Genomic DNA, 15186 nt, shown 5'->3' on the forward strand with positions numbered 1-15186 from the left:
ACTGCTCATCAGTGAAGACTCGGTGTCGTTGCTGTGTAGTCACGTCTCCACCGTGCCAGTCCTGGAATGGTCAATAAAGGAGACACGCCCTAGCTGCAAGGGCGCGTGGCAATCCTACGAGCTGGGCCCCGGCAGCAAACTATCGATCAGGCTACTCAGCGTGGATGAGCAATCTTCCTCTGCGGACCCGCCGGTGCGACTCGCTCTCAACTCCCTTCGCCTTCAGCTGCTTCGGCTGAGCGAACGTGAAGCGACCATGGAAGAACTTGGCGGCGATCTGCTGGAAAGTCTGCTGACGGGCCGATTCACCGATGCTAGCCACCTCAGGAGACGTCTCTCGTTCATTGGGTGCCCTCAACTTGCTGATGGCGCACAGGTTGTGGTCATCGAATCGCGAATCGCGAGAGACCACCTTTCCGAGCGTTTCCATGAGGACTTGCGAACTACCTTCCCGCAGTCGCTCGTCGATCATCGCGGCTCATCTATCGTCGTCGTCATCGGCGGCGCTCGATCCGGCGAACGTCTGGAACCACAGATGACAGAACTGCTGAACCGGGAGGAGAGCCGTCGGCGGAAGGCTGGAAAAGAGATCGACAGCGGCGCGCATCGGTCATTCATTGCCGGCATCGGGCGACATTCAAATCTGCTGCATGATATTTCGCTCTCCTACGATGAGGCGCAGGTGGCATGCTCCATCGGTCAATCGGATCTTCGCACCGGTTGCGATGGCGTAGCAAGTGCTCGCTCCCTGGGGTTGCAGGGTCTGGCGAATATGCCTCATTCTCAGCTCAGAGCAACAGTTCAGGACACCTTCGGCCCGATTCTTGACCACGATGAGCGCCGAGGAACCCGGTACATGGCAACGATTAGGTCCTATCTGTCGAACGACCGGCATCTGGGCAACACCGCTTCGGAGCTGCTCCTGCACTACAACACTGTGCGCAACCGCATCACCCGCATAGAGAAGTTGCTCGATATCAGATTCGATCACGCTGATGACCGCTACCGCGCTGAGACGGCAGTTCGAATGGCTTCAGTCCTCGCTGCGCTCACCGAGCCTTCCCCTCGACCGTGAAGCAGTGACATAACCGACGTCCAAGTCTGTAGAACTTTCACATAGCAGGAACGCTGTGACTACGGCAGTCTAGCGAGACATGTGGTGTGTGCCATGTTCAACTCGATGGAGAGAAGAGGCCCAAGAAGATGCAGCTTGAAGTCACCCGAGATCTGGTGTTTCCAGCAATCAAGAAGTACGGAAACCGCCAAGCTGTGATCGCAGACGGTATGACATGGTCCTATCGTGAGCTTCACGATGCTGCCCTCACGGTTGCTGATCTACTTCTCGATTCCGGGATCGGGCCGGGAGATACCGTCGCCATCATGCTCGAGAACAGTGCCGAGTACCTGATCGCTGACCTAGCAATCATCGCAATCGGCGCAGCCAAAGTGCCGATCAATCTGATGCTGTCAGACGCCGAAACCTCATTCATCCTTTCCGACTCAGGTGCCGGAGTTGTGCTGACCACAGCAGCTCGTCAGCAGTCACTGTCAGATCTGAACGAAGATGGCACCGGGCCCAAGGCTATTGTGGTCGAGGCCTCTGATGACAAACAGTTCGTCGTTACGTCAAAAGACATTGACAGCAGTAGACCGTCTCCTGCAAATTGCCTACCAGCAGTCCAGGCAGACGGCCTTGCGCTGATCATGTACACCGGTGGCACGACAGGTCAGCCAAAAGGCGTCGTCCATCTTCAACGCGGAGTCGTTGAGAACCTGCTTTCGCACGTCATCGAAACCGAGATCACGTCGGATGACCACCTACTGCTGTCCTCACCACTTCCGCATAGTGCCGGGGTCCTCGCACTCACCGCGCTCTTGCAGGGCGCCACGGTGGAAATAATGCGCCAGTTCGATCTGAACACCACGCTCGCCAAGGTCGACAGGAGTGAGGTCACTTACCTCTTCATGGTTCCAACCATGATCAACCGCCTTCTCGATGCTGTCGATGAACGCATCGATTTCAATCCCGGTTCGCTTAAGACGATACTCTACGGAGCGTCCCCCATCTCCGAGGAGCGTCTGCGTCAAGGGCTGCGTATATTCGGACCAGTTTTCATGCAGCTGTACGGTCAGACCGAGGCACCCAACTTCCTCACCCGTCTGCGACGCCACGACCACGATATCGACAAATTCCCGGAAAGACTCCGAAGTTGCGGGCAAAGTGTGCTGATGGCGGCGGTTCGCACCGTACGCGAGGACGGTACGGATTGCGACCCGAATGAAATCGGCGAAGTCATCGGCAGCTCCCCCTACGTCATGGACAGATATTGGAACAGACCCGACGCGACCGCTGAAACCCTTCGAGAGGGTTGGTTGCATACCGGCGATCTGGGCTACCTCGATGCGGACGGATATCTGTACCTCGTCGATCGCAAGAAGGACATGATCATCACGGGCGGACTCAACGTTTACGCCAGTGAAGTTGAACAGGCTCTTTCAACGTTGGATGAAGTCAGAGAGGTCGCCGTGGTCGGGACTCCACACCCGGACTGGGGCGAAGCGGTCACTGCCTACGTCGTTCCGGCAACAGCAGCAACGACCCCAGAAGACGTCATAAGGGCCTCACGCGACATACTCTCCAGCTACAAGAGACCGAAATACGTTCATTTCACCGAGTCCCTGCCAACGACAGCGGTCGGAAAGATCAACAAGAAGAAGCTGCGCCACGAACACTGCGATCCTCGCTGATTTCTTCAGCTCCCAAACACCTCGCCCAATAGACCAAGGAGAAACAGAAATATGAGCTCAACGACGAGTCTTCAGCAGAAGCCACGATTTCTCGACAGATACCTCGCCTGGTTCATCCGCTGGATGCCTGACTCATTCGTCATCTGTCTAGCACTGACCATTATCGTCGGAACACTCGCCTTCTTCCTCACTGGAACACCAATCTGGTCGACGGATTCGAGCAAAGTCACCCTGGTCACGTCGTGGACGGAGTCGTTCTGGAGTCTCCTTGAGTTCACTATGCAGATGACCGTTCTTCTTGCTACGGGCAATGCAGTGGCGACCTCACCACCTGCCAAGCGATTGCTGACCAGGGTGGCCAGGCTGCCGAAAAACCGATCTCAGGTCATAATTCTCGCGACTGTCGTTGCCAGTCTGCTCGGTTTCGTCCACTGGGGCCTGGGCATGATGGGCGGAATCGTGCTCGGGAAGGAGCTCCTCGCCGAATCGAAGAAGAGGGGAATCAAGATCCACGCCCCTGTACTCGTCGCGACTCTCTTCATGTGCATGGTTCCTGGAGCTGCAGGCATGTCCGGAGCCGCCGTCCTCTACGCAGCCACTCCCAACTACCTGCGTGAACTCGTACCCAAGACACATACCGAAGGCACCCCCGTGTCTGTGCCGTTGACGGACACAGTAGTCCGGCCGGGCTTCGCTCTTCTCCTCATCCTCTGCATGATCGTCGGTGTTGTGTTCATGCTCATGATGCACCCAAAAGACCCCGCAAAGATGAAACAAGTCGACGAATCCGTCTACGAGGAAATCGAAGCAGGGGCGTCCGCAGCCATCGTCCAGCGAGACACGCCTGCGCAACGAGCAAACGCCAGCCGGATCGTCATGTACGTCATCGGCGGGGTTGGGCTCATCTACAGTGTTTTGAATATAGCTGCGACAGGAATTGCCGGCCTTGACCTCAATGCGTACAACTTTCTATTCCTATCATTGGGAATACTGCTGTGCGCCAACCAGGGTCCCGAATACTATGCCGGCCTCGTAAAAGAGGGCATCGCAGGAACATGGGGATTCATTTTGCAGTTCCCGTTCTATGCAGGAATCTTCGGCCTCATCAGCGCGACTGGGCTCGGCGTCGTGATCTCACATGCCTTCACTGCGATCTCAACGGCAACATCCTGGCCCATCGTCGCCTTCCTCTACTCCGGACTACTCAATATCGCGGTTCCATCGGGCGGCTCGAAATTCGTCATCGAAGCTCCCTATATCATCCCCACAACTCTCGATCTTCACGCAGATTTGAGTTTGGTGATGCAGGCTTACCAGATGGGAGATGCCGTATTCAATCTGCTCATTCCGTTCTTCGCATTGCCGTATCTAGCGAACTTCAAAATGAAATTCGGCGAGGTCGTCGGGTACACGGTGCCCCCAGTTCTGATCATGATCGGAGTCGTCGGCGCCTACTTCTTGGTCATGGCAGCAATCGGGTCCTAGCAACGATCGGTATTCCCGGCGTGAACGATTGTTCAATGGATATGACGATGGCCTTCGGCACCGAGGTGAACACCTTCGGTGCCGAAGGCCATTATGTGACCAATTGGAAATGCCCGCGCAGAGTTCATGCCCCAAAAACTCAAAAACTCTTGCTGCGGCCAACAACGACCTTTCGTGGCAACTCTTCCGTCAGATACGGTCGCCTGTGCGCAATGCTCCTAGAACAAAGAAAAAGCCCCGGATTCTCAAGGAACCCAGGGCTTTATCGTGGAGATGGCGGGAATCGAACCCGCGTCCGTCGGCAGATTGTCAGGACTTCTCCGGGCGCAGTTCGTGAAGTAGTTTCTTAGGTTCTGGCCCTTGCACGAACACATGGACCAACGAACGGAGTTGAGTAAAAGTCCCTCAGATACCCTCAACGAATATCTGAAGCAGTGGCTCCCTAAGCGACGCCAGGACCTAGAGTGGAAGCAACTCTAGACTGACGGATTCGCAGCTCGGCCTAATCAGGCAGCGAGGGCGAAATCGGTGCGGTTATTAGACTTAGCACCTATTGTTTTGCAGAGGACATTAACGAGTTGACTCTACATTCTCGGCCCGCTTCTCCCGTCGCAGTGTCCGACGTCGAAACCGATCATCCCCATATTCTGTTACCAAATCCGCCCAGCTCACTCACCTGCGCAAACAGGCTCATGCACCGACCGGAATAACCAGCATACTCCCACAACACCACACGACCCAATTGCATTCCCGAGGACGGGAACTCAGTCGGTTCTCTGGTGTCAGAGGAACAGTCTCAGAGGAACTGCTTGGACTTGATTGCTCGCTCGGCCTCACGCTTGTCCTGCGCCTCACGCAGCGACTGACGCTTGTCCCATTCGCGCTTGCCCTTAGCCAGAGCGATCTCGACCTTGACCCGCGAACCGTCGAAATACAGCTCCAAGGGAATCAGTGTCCGTCCGGACTCCTTCACCTTCTGCGAGATCTTGAGGATCTCCTCACGGTGCAGAAGCAGCTTCCGACGCCGCCTGGCCGTGTGGTTCGTCCACGTTCCCTGCGAGTACTCGGGAATGTAGACGCCCTCAAGCCAGGCCTCGTTCTGGAAGATCAGAGCGAAACCGTCGATCAGCGACGCCCTGCCTTCTCGCAGTGACTTCACCTCGGTCCCGCTCAGCACGAGGCCGGCCTCCCACGTATCTTCGATGAGATAGTCGTGGCGTGCCTTGCGGTTCCTCGCAATGACTTTCTTGCCAGTGTCCTTCGGCATCTCCGACCTCCTTCCTGTATCTGGTCTCGGCTGCGTCCGACCACTGATGACGCCCAGAACGGGCGTCCATCTGCGCGGACACGCAGACCCACTACTCTAGCTCAAACTCACTGCGTACGAAAGACCATGTCAACGATCTCCGGCGGACGGCCTCGGCGAGGTGCTCAGGAGATGTAGGGCATCGGGTTGACGTATCCGCCGTTCTTCATGATCTCGAAGTGCAGGTGGCATCCGGTGGAGGCGCCGGTCGTTCCCGAGACCGAGATGACCTGCCCCTTCTTCACCTTCTGGCCGTCGTGGACCCTGAGCTTCGTGTTGTGGTTGTAGGTCGACGCGATCGAATTGCCTTTGATCTTGCCGTGCGAGATGACCACACGGTTGCCGTAGCCACCGGTCCAGCCCGAGGTCACGACGATGCCGTCGCCAGCCGCGCGGATCGGAGTCCCACACGGAACCCCGAAGTCCGTTCCTGAGTGCAGCTTCTTCGCCCCGGTGATCGGGTGGATCCGGTAGCCGAAGGGCGAGGTGATGGGATAGCCCTTGGCAGGATTGGCCAGGACGCCGTCGCCGTAGACGAACTTGCCCTTCTTCTCCTGCTCCTTCTCCCAGTCCCGGACTTTCTTGGCCAGCCGGTCCTGCTCGTCCTTCTCCTCCTGCAGCTGCTTCTCGGTCTTGGACTTGTTGTCCGAGATCGTCTTCTCGGCATCGTCCTTCGCCGAGATGATGTCATTGAGGCTGTCGGCCTTCTTCCGCGCATCAGTCTGCGCGGCCTCCTTGGCCAGCACCGCCTCGGCGGCCTCATCCTTGAGATCGGAGATCTCGTCGGTGACACCGGACAGACGCTCTTCGTTGTTCTTGTTCACCGAACGCTGGGCGGACAGATCATCGATCGTGCGCTGCTGCGACCTCACCGCGGAATCCACGCGTCCGATGCCACCGTCGGCGCTCGTACCTTCGGCCATCTGCAGCAGCATCGCCAGGTCCGAGGTGATGCCGGAGTTCTGATAGGCCTGCCGGCCGATCCGTGCCGCCGAGGTCTTGTGCTTCTCGATCTCCTCGGCGCCGTCCTTGATCGACGACTTGAGATCCGTCTGCGCGTTCTCCGCCGAGGTCAGCCGCGCAGCCATGGCATCATCCTTCTGGATGGCCTCAGACAGGGCATCGTCCGCCTGCTTCGACGCCTTCTCCGCGTCAGGCAGCCTCTCCTGGGCATCATCGCGTTCGGCGATGACCCGGGCGAGGTCCTTATCGAGGCCCTCGAACTCCTGCTGCAGCTCCTTGACCCGGTCGTCGACCTTGCTCTTGTCGTCGCGGGGATTCGCCGCCACCGAGGTGACCGGCATGATGATGGCAAGTGCAGCCGCGGTCAGCGCTAAGGGAAGTCTGTGTCTCATGTCAGACCTTCGTGTACTTGTTCAAAGTGATGAGTGAGGAGGCACCAGCCATGATCACGCCGATGGCGATGAGGATCGGGGCCACGAGAAGCACGTCGAGCCCGGAGATCAGACTGAAGCCGGTCGCCTGACTTTGGAGCCAGCCGCTGATGCCGAAGTGCACGAGGAGTCCCAGTGTGCCGGCCGACAAGGACGCACCGATCGCTGCGGCGATGACACCCTCGAGGAGGAACGGCAGTTGGATGAAGGAGTTCGATGCACCCACCAGGCGCATGATCCCGGTCTCGCGTCTGCGGGAGAACGCGGACAGCCTGATCGTCGTCGCGATGAGCAGCATGGCGCACACGAGCATGATGCCGGCGATCGCAACCGCGACCACCGTGGCGATGTTGAGGACACCGAACAGCCGATCGAGCAGCTGGTTCTGATCAACGACTTCCTCGACGCCCGGCGTCGAGGAGAAGGACTCCTTGATGATGTCGTACTTTTCCGCGTCCTTGAGCTTGACCCGGAATGACTCGTTCATCTCGTCCTCGGGCACGGTCCCCTCGAGGCTCGTACCTTTGAACTGCTCCTGGAAATGGTCGAACGCTTCGCCCTTGTCCTCGAAGTAGACCTTGTCGACGTAGGGCGCGAGTTCCGAACTCTTGAGTTCGTCTTCGATGTTCTTCTTCTGAGTGTCGTTCGCCTCGCCGTCGACGCAGTTCGTCGCCTCAGAGTCCTGCGGGCAGAGGAAGACAGAGACCTGCACACGGTCGTACCAGTAGTCCTTCATCTGTCCGACCTGCATCTGGAGCAGGATCGCGGCACCGACGAAGAGCAGCGACACGAAGGTCACCAGCACGACGGAGAGCACCATCGAGAAGTTCTTCCGCAGCCCGGACCAGACTTCGGAGAGGACGAATCCGGCCCTCATGAGGCGACTCCGTAGGTGCCCTGCTCGACGTCGCGGACGATATGGCCATCGGAGAGTTCGATGACCCGTTTGCGCATGCGGTTGACGATTTCACCATCGTGAGTGGCCATGAGCACCGTGGTTCCGTTGCGGTTGATCTTTTCGAGCACCGACATGATGTCGGCGCTGGTGGTCGGGTCGAGGTTACCCGTCGGCTCATCGGCGAGGAGGATGCCCGGTTTGTTCACGACCGCGCGGGCGATCGCCACGCGCTGCTGCTCACCACCGGAGAGTTCGTTGGGATAGCGCTTCTCTTTGCCGGCCAGACCCACGGTCTCCAGGACGTCGGGGACCAGCGTCGACATGGCCGCGCGTGACTTGCCGATGACTTGGAGCGCGAACGCGACATTGGCGAAGACCGTCTTGTTCGGCAGCAGACGGAAGTCCTGGAACACGGTTCCGATCCCCCGCCGCAGGTAGGGCACCTTCCAGCTGGGCATCTTCACGACCGACTTGCCGGCAATGTGGATGCGCCCGGAGCTGGGCACCTCTTCACGCAGGATGAGACGGATGACCGTGGACTTGCCCGAGCCCGAAGCTCCGACCAGGAACACGAATTCGCCGCGATCGGCCTCGAACGTGATGTCGTCGAGGGCTTTGCGGGATCGTGCGTCGTAGGACTTCGAAACGGAGTCGAATTTGATCAAGAGGGTCTTCAATCATGTCGCGGATTGCTCGGGCGCTTCCACTGTACGTAACAGTTCCGTGATGTTCGGGGAGGCTCTCGGGCGTGTGTTGCGCATTGGAGGAAGTTCACAGCCGCCGAGGCTGGAGCCAAGGACTCCTACCCGCCCAGCATCCGCGGACACAGTTGAAGGATCACTCCGCCTCTTCGGCCATCTCCTGCTCTTTGCGCCAGCGGATTCCGGCTTCGATGAGTCCGTCGAGATCGCCGTCGAAGACTGCCGAGGGGTTGTTGACCTCGTAGCCGGTGCGCAGGTCCTTGACCATCTGGTACGGGTGGGTGACGTAGGAGCGCATCTGGTCGCCCCAACTGGCCTTGATGTCGCCGGCCAGCTCCTTCTTCTGCGCTGCCTCTTCCTTGCGCTTGAGGTCGAGCAGTCGTGACTGGAGCACGCGCATCGCGGCTTCACGGTTCTGAATCTGTGATTTCTCGTTCTGCATGCTCACGACGACGCCGGTGGGCACGTGCGTGATGCGCACGGCCGAGTCCGTCGTGTTCACCGACTGACCACCAGGGCCTGAAGACCGGTAGACGTCGATGCGCAGATCGTTCTCGTCGACCTCGACGTGGTCGGTCGACTCGATGAGCGGGACCACCTCGACGGCGGCGAAGGATGTCTGACGGCGCCCCTGATTGTCGAACGGGCTGATGCGCACGAGGCGGTGGGTGCCCGCTTCGACGGACAGTGTTCCGTACGCGTAGGGGGCGTTGACCTGGATCGTTGCAGACTTGACGCCCGCACCTTCAGCGTAGGAGGTGTCGAGCTGCTGCACGTTGTACCCGCGGTTCTCGCCCCAGCGGATGTACATGCGGATGAGCATCTGCGCCCAGTCGGTCGCGTCGTCGCCACCGGCACCGGAGCGCACGGTCACGACAGCGGAGCGCTCATCGTATTCATGGTTGAGCAGGGTCGAGATCTCGAGCTCGGCGAGCTGGTCATGCAGCTTCTTGATGTCGCGTTCGGCTTCGGCCATCGAATCGGCGTCGCCCTCGTCCTCAGACATCTCGATGAGCAGCTCGGCATCGTCGATGCGTTCGCCGAACTTCTCGAGCTTCTCGAGAGTCCCCTGCTTGTGGGCAAGCTTGGCCGATGTCTTCTGCGCCGAATCCGGATCGTCCCAGAAAGTCGGCGACGACGCCCGCTCAGTCAGCTCGGCGACCTCGGAGCGGAGGTTGTCCAGATCGGACACGTCGAGAATCGACTTGTAAGTCTGACGGAGGTTGGCGATTTCAGAAGAATAATCAGTGGCCATAATGATGCCAGCCTAGTGCATCGCAGGCCGCGAGCTTGAATCCTGCGCCTCCACCCAACCCCATGACAAACGCCGAGGCGGTACGGAATTCCGGACCGCCTCGGCGATGGTTCGGGGTGAGTTCGACCCTGTCATACAGAGCGAGTTCGACCCGGCAGATCAGGCGGGGACGGCCTCCGGCATGGCCGCCCAGGTGTCGGGGCCGAAGACCTCGAAGTGCACATTGCCCTCAGGGACGTCGAGTCCCTCGAGTCCACGTCGTACCGCCTTCATGAATGGAGGAGGACCGCAGAGGTAAACCTGCGCCCTCGGGTCGACGGGAACCTCGCCGAGGTCGATGAAGCCCTCATGGATGGTCTCGGTGACGGTGCGTGCACCCAAGTCTTCGTACCAGTGGTGCATCTGTGCGCCGGGCAGCTGTTCGGCCAGCTGCGCCATCTCGTGGCGATGCGCGTGACTGGCCATGGACTGGTCGGCGTGGAGGACCGTGACCGATCGGGTCGATTCAGACTGAACCAAGTGGTTGAGCGCTCCGATGATCGGAGTGCATCCGATGCCTGCCGAGACCAGCAGCAGCGGATCCTCGGAGTCTTCGACGACGAGGTCGCCGTAGGGCAGCGAGCACCGCAGAGTGTCGGATTCGAAGACGTTGTCATGGATGAAGTTCGAGACCTCGCCGGCGGGAATTCCGGACTCGGCGCGGCCGGGCTCGGCCTTGACCGTCACGCTCCACGAGGTCCTGCCCGATGCGCGGGTCAGAGAGTACTGGCGGATCTGTTGGGCACCGTCGGGAAGCGTCACCTGGACGGACAGGTACTGGCCGGGCTGCGCCTCGGGCAGAACTGCACGATCCTCGCGGGCGAGTTCGAAGCTGACCGTGCTCGGTGATTCCTGCGTGCGGGAGACAACCACAAGCTCGCGCCACACGTCTCCCGGATCCACCTCGAAGCGAGCATAGAGTCCCTCCTCGGCTTTGATGAGCGCGGCCGCCATGTCCCAGTAGACCTCGGTCCAGGCATCGACGACGTCCCGCGTCGCCGCTTCGCCGAGAACCTCGCCGATGGCGGCGAAGAGGTGCTCGTAGACGATCGCGTACTGGTCTTCGGTGATCCCCAGCGAAGCGTGCTTGTTCGAGATACGACTCATCATGGCGTCGATGTTCGGACCGTCCTCGGACACAAGCAAGCTCGCATAGGCGGCGATCGCACCGGCCAGTGCCTTCTGCTGCTCGCCCTGCGCCTGGTTGCCGCGGTTGAACAGGTCACGCTCGAGGTCCGGACGAGCATCGAACATCCGACGATAGAAGATCGGGGTGATCTCACCGATCGAAGCTCCTACTACCGGCAGGGTCTCGCGGATGACTGAAAGTGCGGGTTGGGAAATCACATCTGCCCCTTTCGTGGCGCACCTGCACCACGTGGCTGAAACGGCCTGTCCAGGTCGCCTGTTTGGTTGGCGTTTTCGACACTACTACGCGCTGTAGAATAATTTCTACAAGTCATAATGGTGAGAAATATCAAACCGAATCGTGGACACGCCTCCAGCCTGCGCAGCGCAGTCACAGCGCCCCCTTCGAGGACCGGCTCGACGGCAGAAAAATAGCGTCGCCGGCGGGAGATCAAGTCATCCCGCCGGCGGCGCGGCTTCCGGTGCACACACTGAGTGAAATTGTGTGGCAGTGAGGAAAATCTATACCCAACTATCAGTCAGCGCAATGGGACAACAGGCATCGCATTCACACAGCCCATGAAACCCGAGGCGCGCCGACTCCCGCCAGAAAGCCTCATAGTCACATCTCGCCTTTTCGGAATGTCATTGGCAGAACTACATCTTTGACATTCCCCGAACCGCCGAGACAAGTTATCCACAGATTCTTCTGACCTCTGGCATATCCCACTAACTACAGATAAGTTAAAAGCAAACCCAGCTGTCGATAATGTGATTCGTGTTCTGTAAACCAGGGATTCAATGTGGAAGCCACCGAGGTCATCAAGAGCGAAGTTCACAAGAGGATCAGAGACCTCGATGTGGATCCGCGCACCGACGTCCAACGCTCGCGCGAACTGATCCGCACTGTCATCTCCGAATACGACGAGCGCAGCCTCGTGGCGGACCTTCCGTTGCTGGAAGACAAAGAGGCGACCTTTCGGACAATTGACAATCAGCTCTCCGGATTCGGAGTTCTCCAGGACTATTTCGATGATTCGCGGGTCGAAGAGATTTGGATCAACTCCCCCAGTGAGGTCTTCATCGCCATCGATGGCGTCCACCAGCTGACGACGACGAAGCTGACACCCGGCGAGCTCGACGATCTTATCGAGAGGATGCTGCGCACCTCGGGCCGAAGAGTCGACCTTTCCCAGCCCTTCGTCGACGCGATGCTGCCCGACGGATCCCGTCTCCACGTGGTCCTGCCCGACATCACGCGCTCCTACCCCGCAGTCAACATTCGAAAATTCATCCACCGTCCCCGCAACCTCGCTGGGCTTGTGGCGCAGGGGTCGATGACGTCGGCCGCCGCCGACTTCCTCGACGCAGCAGTCGCCAGCGGTGCGAACGTCCTCGTCTCAGGCGCAACGCAGGCAGGGAAGACGACGATGCTCAACGCCCTGGCCGGATCGATCCCTGCCCGCGAGCGCATCATCAGCTGCGAAGAGGTCTTCGAACTCAACCTGCCCAGTCGCGACTGGGTTCCCATGCAGTGCAGGCAGCCCTCGCTCGAGGGCACAGGTGAGGTGACTCTGCGGTCCTTGGTCAAAGAGGCGCTGCGCATGCGCCCGACCCGCATCATCGTCGGCGAGGTTCGTGAGGCAGAGAGCCTCGACCTGCTCGTAGCCCTCAACAGCGGGCTGCCCGGTATGGGCACGATCCATGCGAACTCCGCCCGAGCGGCGATCACGAAGATCTGCACTCTGCCGCTGCTGGCCGGGGCGAACATCTCGTCGTCCTTCGTCGTTCCCACCGTCGCTGTGAGCATCGACGTCGTCGTCCACCTGCGTCGCACCGCCAACGGAACTCGACTGGTCAGCGAGATCTGCGCCGTACCGGGAGGAGTCGAGGGTGACGTCGTCGAGCTCGACACGATCTTCCATTCGCCGCAGGGTCAGCTGGTGCGCGGACAGGGATTCGGCCACCTCGGCGAACGATTCGCGAGCATCGGCAAAGACCTGCACTCCATTCTGGAAGCAACATGAGCTATTCCCAGTACAGCCTTCTCACCGGTGCCTGTCTGGGCGCGGGGCTGTTCCTGCTGTGGATGTCGCTGTGGCAGCGAACGCCGAACACTCGCGTCCGGAGTCGATGGATCCGCGAGCTCGACGACATGCTCACCGGTGCCGGATTTCCCCGGATGCACCCGCTCCACCTCATCCTCATCTCGATCGCGGCCTTCATCATCGTCGCGGTCATCGCTACCGTCCTCACCGGCTCGTGGGCCATCGCCCTGTGCTTCGGCCTCTTCGGGTCATGGCTGCCCCACCGCTTCCTCCAACATCGTGCGCGCAGCAAACAGGTCATGCGCCGGGAGCTGTGGCCGGAGACTCTCGATCATCTCAACTCAGGAGTCCGGGCCGGGCTGTCTCTGCCAGAAGCACTGAGCTCACTGGCATACCGCGGACCAGAACCTCTGCGACCGCTGTTCGAAGTCTTCGCCGAGGAATACCGGGCGAGCGGCTCATTCGCCATCGCTCTCGAACGCTTCCGACAGGTCAGTGCCGATCCGGTGGCCGATCGCATCGTCGTTGCGCTCAGCGTGACCAGGCAAGTCGGAGGCAGCGACCTGGGCACGATGCTGCGGGCCTTGGCCCAGTTCGTCCGCGATGATGCGCGCACCCGCAACGAACTCTCCGCAAGGCAGCAGTGGACGGTCAACGGCGCGCGCCTGGCCGTGGCCGCACCGTGGGTCGTGCTCGCCTTCCTCTCGACTCGACCCGAGACCGCAGTCGCCTACAACTCACAGACCGGTCTACTCCTCCTGGCCTCAGGATTCGTCGTCTCGCTGCTCGCCTATCAGGCCATGAAGCGGATCGGCCGACTCCCACAGGAGCCGCGGGTCATCGAAGGATCATCGCTGTCACGCTCCTCGTTCCACCGCCGACCCGACGTCGGTGAGGCCGGATGAGTGCACTGACGGACCCCTTGACCGTTCTCCTCCTCGGCTCCTTCAACGGGGCGGCACTCTGCGTCTTCGTCCTCTCGCTGCCTCCCCTGCGGCGACCGACTCTGTCGTCGCGCATCTCCCCCTACCTGCGTGACCAGGAGTCGCTCGTCGACATCTACGCACCACCGACTCCCCGCAGCGAAGGTCTGCTCGGACTGCTGAAGTCGGTCACGCTCAGCGCCACCCTGTGGATCACGTCCCGCATCACCACCGATGCCACATTGAACCAGCGCCTCAACCGCCTCGGCGGACATGCCTCGATCGAACGCTTCCGGATCAATCAGGTCCTGAGCATCCTTCTGGGGATGATCGCCGCTGGATGTGTGGCGGGCCTGCTCTCCGCCCAACGCGGTTTCTCCCCCGTCGTCACCCTCGTCCTTGTCGTCAGCGGCGGCGTCGCCGGACACGTTCTCAACGACTGGCGGCTGAGCCAAGCCGTCGCCCGCCACGAATCACGTGTGCTGGCCGAGTTCCCGACCGTCGCCGAGCTTCTGGCCCTGTCCATCACCGCTGGTGAGGGCATCGTCGAGGCTCTCGAACGCGTCTGCCGGACATGTTCGGGTGACCTCGTCGACGAGCTCCGATCAGCTCTGTCGGCAACCCGGACAGGCACGCCGCTCGTCGGCGCCCTCGATTCGATGGCCACACGCATCGCCATCCCTGAGATCGTGCAGTTCGTCGACGGCTTGGCCGTGTCGATGACGCGCGGCACACCGCTGGCCGAAGTCCTCCGCGCCCAAGCCGCCGATGTTCGCGAGCAGTCGCGTCGCCGTCTCCTCGAGCTCTCGGGCAAGAAGGAAATCGGAATGCTCGTTCCCGTCGTCGTCTTCGTGCTTCCGGTGACCGTCATCTTCGCCGTCTTCCCGTCCCTTGCCGTCCTCGATCTGAGTCCCTGAATGGGATCGAATCCGTCAACGGGAAAGAGGGAGAGGGCGCACTGCCGCCGCAGCACACAGTCATCCGATTCGGCAGGCATCGCCGATCGAACGGATCCGAAGCACCACTCGAATGCACCGCAGAAGGAGACACCATGTTCCACCACCTGACGACTCGAATCGTGGTCTTCATCGTCGGACTCACACCACCAAACCCCCACCGCCGAGGCGACCGGCCCGACCGCGGCGACGTGCCCGGATGGGTGCTGATCACCCTCGTGAATAGAACCTACAGTCACCTGTCAGTCCGCAGCCGGTGTGCGCCCGGACTATCACGGTCGCCTATAGGGCATAGAGTAACTTGA

The 15186-nt window shown here is 60.2% G+C and carries 12 protein-coding genes and 1 other RNA gene; 6 read left to right on the forward strand and 7 right to left on the reverse strand.

The features are described from left to right. The 3 genes from MPN20_RS16055 to MPN20_RS16065 all read left to right on the forward strand — a co-directional run. On the forward strand, nucleotides 1-1075 hold a 1075-nt coding region (locus MPN20_RS16055; protein WP_242783774.1), incomplete at its 5' end, for a helix-turn-helix domain-containing protein. A 128-nt stretch (nucleotides 1076-1203) separates the two neighbouring features. Further along, entirely contained in the window at nucleotides 1204-2748 is a 1545-nt protein-coding gene (locus tag MPN20_RS16060) for an AMP-binding protein (protein ID WP_242783775.1), read from the forward strand. 51 nt (nucleotides 2749-2799) lie between these two features. Then, nucleotides 2800-4233 carry a TIGR00366 family protein gene (locus MPN20_RS16065; protein WP_278189990.1) on the forward strand — a complete coding sequence of 478 codons (1434 nt, stop codon included), beginning with the start codon at nucleotides 2800-2802 and terminating at the stop codon, nucleotides 4231-4233. Between the two features lie 265 nt (nucleotides 4234-4498). On the opposite strand, the gene ssrA is transcribed toward MPN20_RS16065, so the two are convergent. From ssrA to MPN20_RS16100, 7 genes are all read right to left on the reverse strand, one after another. Further along, nucleotides 4499-4875: a transfer-messenger RNA gene (gene ssrA / locus MPN20_RS16070) on the reverse strand. A gap of 154 nt (nucleotides 4876-5029) precedes the next feature. Next, on the reverse strand, nucleotides 5030-5500 hold the full coding sequence (gene smpB / locus MPN20_RS16075) for an SsrA-binding protein SmpB (RefSeq protein ID WP_242783776.1): 471 nt from the start codon (nucleotides 5498-5500) through the stop codon (nucleotides 5030-5032). 164 nt (nucleotides 5501-5664) lie between these two features. Further along, on the reverse strand, nucleotides 5665-6894 hold the full coding sequence (locus MPN20_RS16080; RefSeq protein WP_242783778.1) for a M23 family metallopeptidase: 1230 nt from the start codon (nucleotides 6892-6894) through the stop codon (nucleotides 5665-5667). Nucleotide 6895: 1 nt separating this feature from the next. Beyond that, nucleotides 6896-7810, reverse strand: a complete 915-nt coding sequence (gene ftsX / locus MPN20_RS16085; protein ID WP_242783780.1) for a permease-like cell division protein FtsX — start codon at nucleotides 7808-7810, stop codon at nucleotides 6896-6898. Then, nucleotides 7807-8496, reverse strand: coding sequence for a cell division ATP-binding protein FtsE (gene ftsE / locus MPN20_RS16090; protein WP_242783781.1), 690 nt, complete (start codon nucleotides 8494-8496; stop codon nucleotides 7807-7809). The genes ftsX and ftsE overlap by 4 nt, the downstream gene beginning before the upstream one ends. Nucleotides 8497-8668: 172 nt before the next feature. Next, complete coding sequence (gene prfB, locus MPN20_RS16095; protein ID WP_242783782.1) at nucleotides 8669-9787, reverse strand: peptide chain release factor 2; 1119 nt, start codon at nucleotides 9785-9787, stop codon at nucleotides 8669-8671. A gap of 159 nt (nucleotides 9788-9946) precedes the next feature. Next, the gene (locus tag MPN20_RS16100; RefSeq protein ID WP_242783783.1) at nucleotides 9947-11173 is read right to left on the reverse strand and encodes a globin domain-containing protein; all 1227 of its coding nucleotides are present in this window, start codon (nucleotides 11171-11173) and stop codon (nucleotides 9947-9949) included. Between the two features lie 584 nt (nucleotides 11174-11757). Here MPN20_RS16100 and MPN20_RS16105 point away from each other — a divergent pair. From MPN20_RS16105 to MPN20_RS16115, 3 genes are read left to right on the forward strand one after another with little or no spacing between them, the layout of a single operon-like run. Next, on the forward strand, nucleotides 11758-12981 hold the full coding sequence (locus MPN20_RS16105; protein WP_242783784.1) for an ATPase, T2SS/T4P/T4SS family: 1224 nt from the start codon (nucleotides 11758-11760) through the stop codon (nucleotides 12979-12981). After that, entirely contained in the window at nucleotides 12978-13907 is a 930-nt protein-coding gene (locus tag MPN20_RS16110; protein WP_242783785.1) for a type II secretion system F family protein, read from the forward strand. Before MPN20_RS16105 ends, MPN20_RS16110 begins: the two co-directional genes overlap by 4 nt. Then, complete coding sequence (locus tag MPN20_RS16115) at nucleotides 13904-14842, forward strand: type II secretion system F family protein (RefSeq protein ID WP_242783787.1); 939 nt, start codon at nucleotides 13904-13906, stop codon at nucleotides 14840-14842. The genes MPN20_RS16110 and MPN20_RS16115 overlap by 4 nt, the downstream gene beginning before the upstream one ends. The last annotated feature ends 344 nt before the right edge of the window (nucleotides 14843-15186 follow it).

Origin of the sequence: Brevibacterium sp. ZH18 (assembly GCF_022748595.1) — a bacterium.
GTDB lineage: Bacteria > Actinomycetota > Actinomycetes > Actinomycetales > Brevibacteriaceae > Brevibacterium.

What these genes read in the sequence shown, in the direction of transcription:
- MPN20_RS16060 (WP_242783775.1), top strand. Translation starts at nt 1,204, where the DNA reads ATGCAGCTTGAAGTCACCCGAGATCTGGTGTTTCCAGCAATCAAGAAG.
- MPN20_RS16065 (WP_278189990.1), top strand. Translation starts at nt 2,800, where the DNA reads ATGAGCTCAACGACGAGTCTTCAGCAGAAGCCACGATTTCTCGACAGA.
- smpB (WP_242783776.1), bottom strand. Translation starts at nt 5,500, where the DNA reads ATGCCGAAGGACACTGGCAAGAAAGTCATTGCGAGGAACCGCAAGGCA.
- MPN20_RS16080 (WP_242783778.1), bottom strand. Translation starts at nt 6,894, where the DNA reads ATGAGACACAGACTTCCCTTAGCGCTGACCGCGGCTGCACTTGCCATC.
- ftsX (WP_242783780.1), bottom strand. Translation starts at nt 7,810, where the DNA reads ATGAGGGCCGGATTCGTCCTCTCCGAAGTCTGGTCCGGGCTGCGGAAG.
- prfB (WP_242783782.1), bottom strand. Translation starts at nt 9,787, where the DNA reads ATGGCCACTGATTATTCTTCTGAAATCGCCAACCTCCGTCAGACTTAC.
- MPN20_RS16110 (WP_242783785.1), top strand. Translation starts at nt 12,978, where the DNA reads ATGAGCTATTCCCAGTACAGCCTTCTCACCGGTGCCTGTCTGGGCGCG.
- MPN20_RS16115 (WP_242783787.1), top strand. Translation starts at nt 13,904, where the DNA reads ATGAGTGCACTGACGGACCCCTTGACCGTTCTCCTCCTCGGCTCCTTC.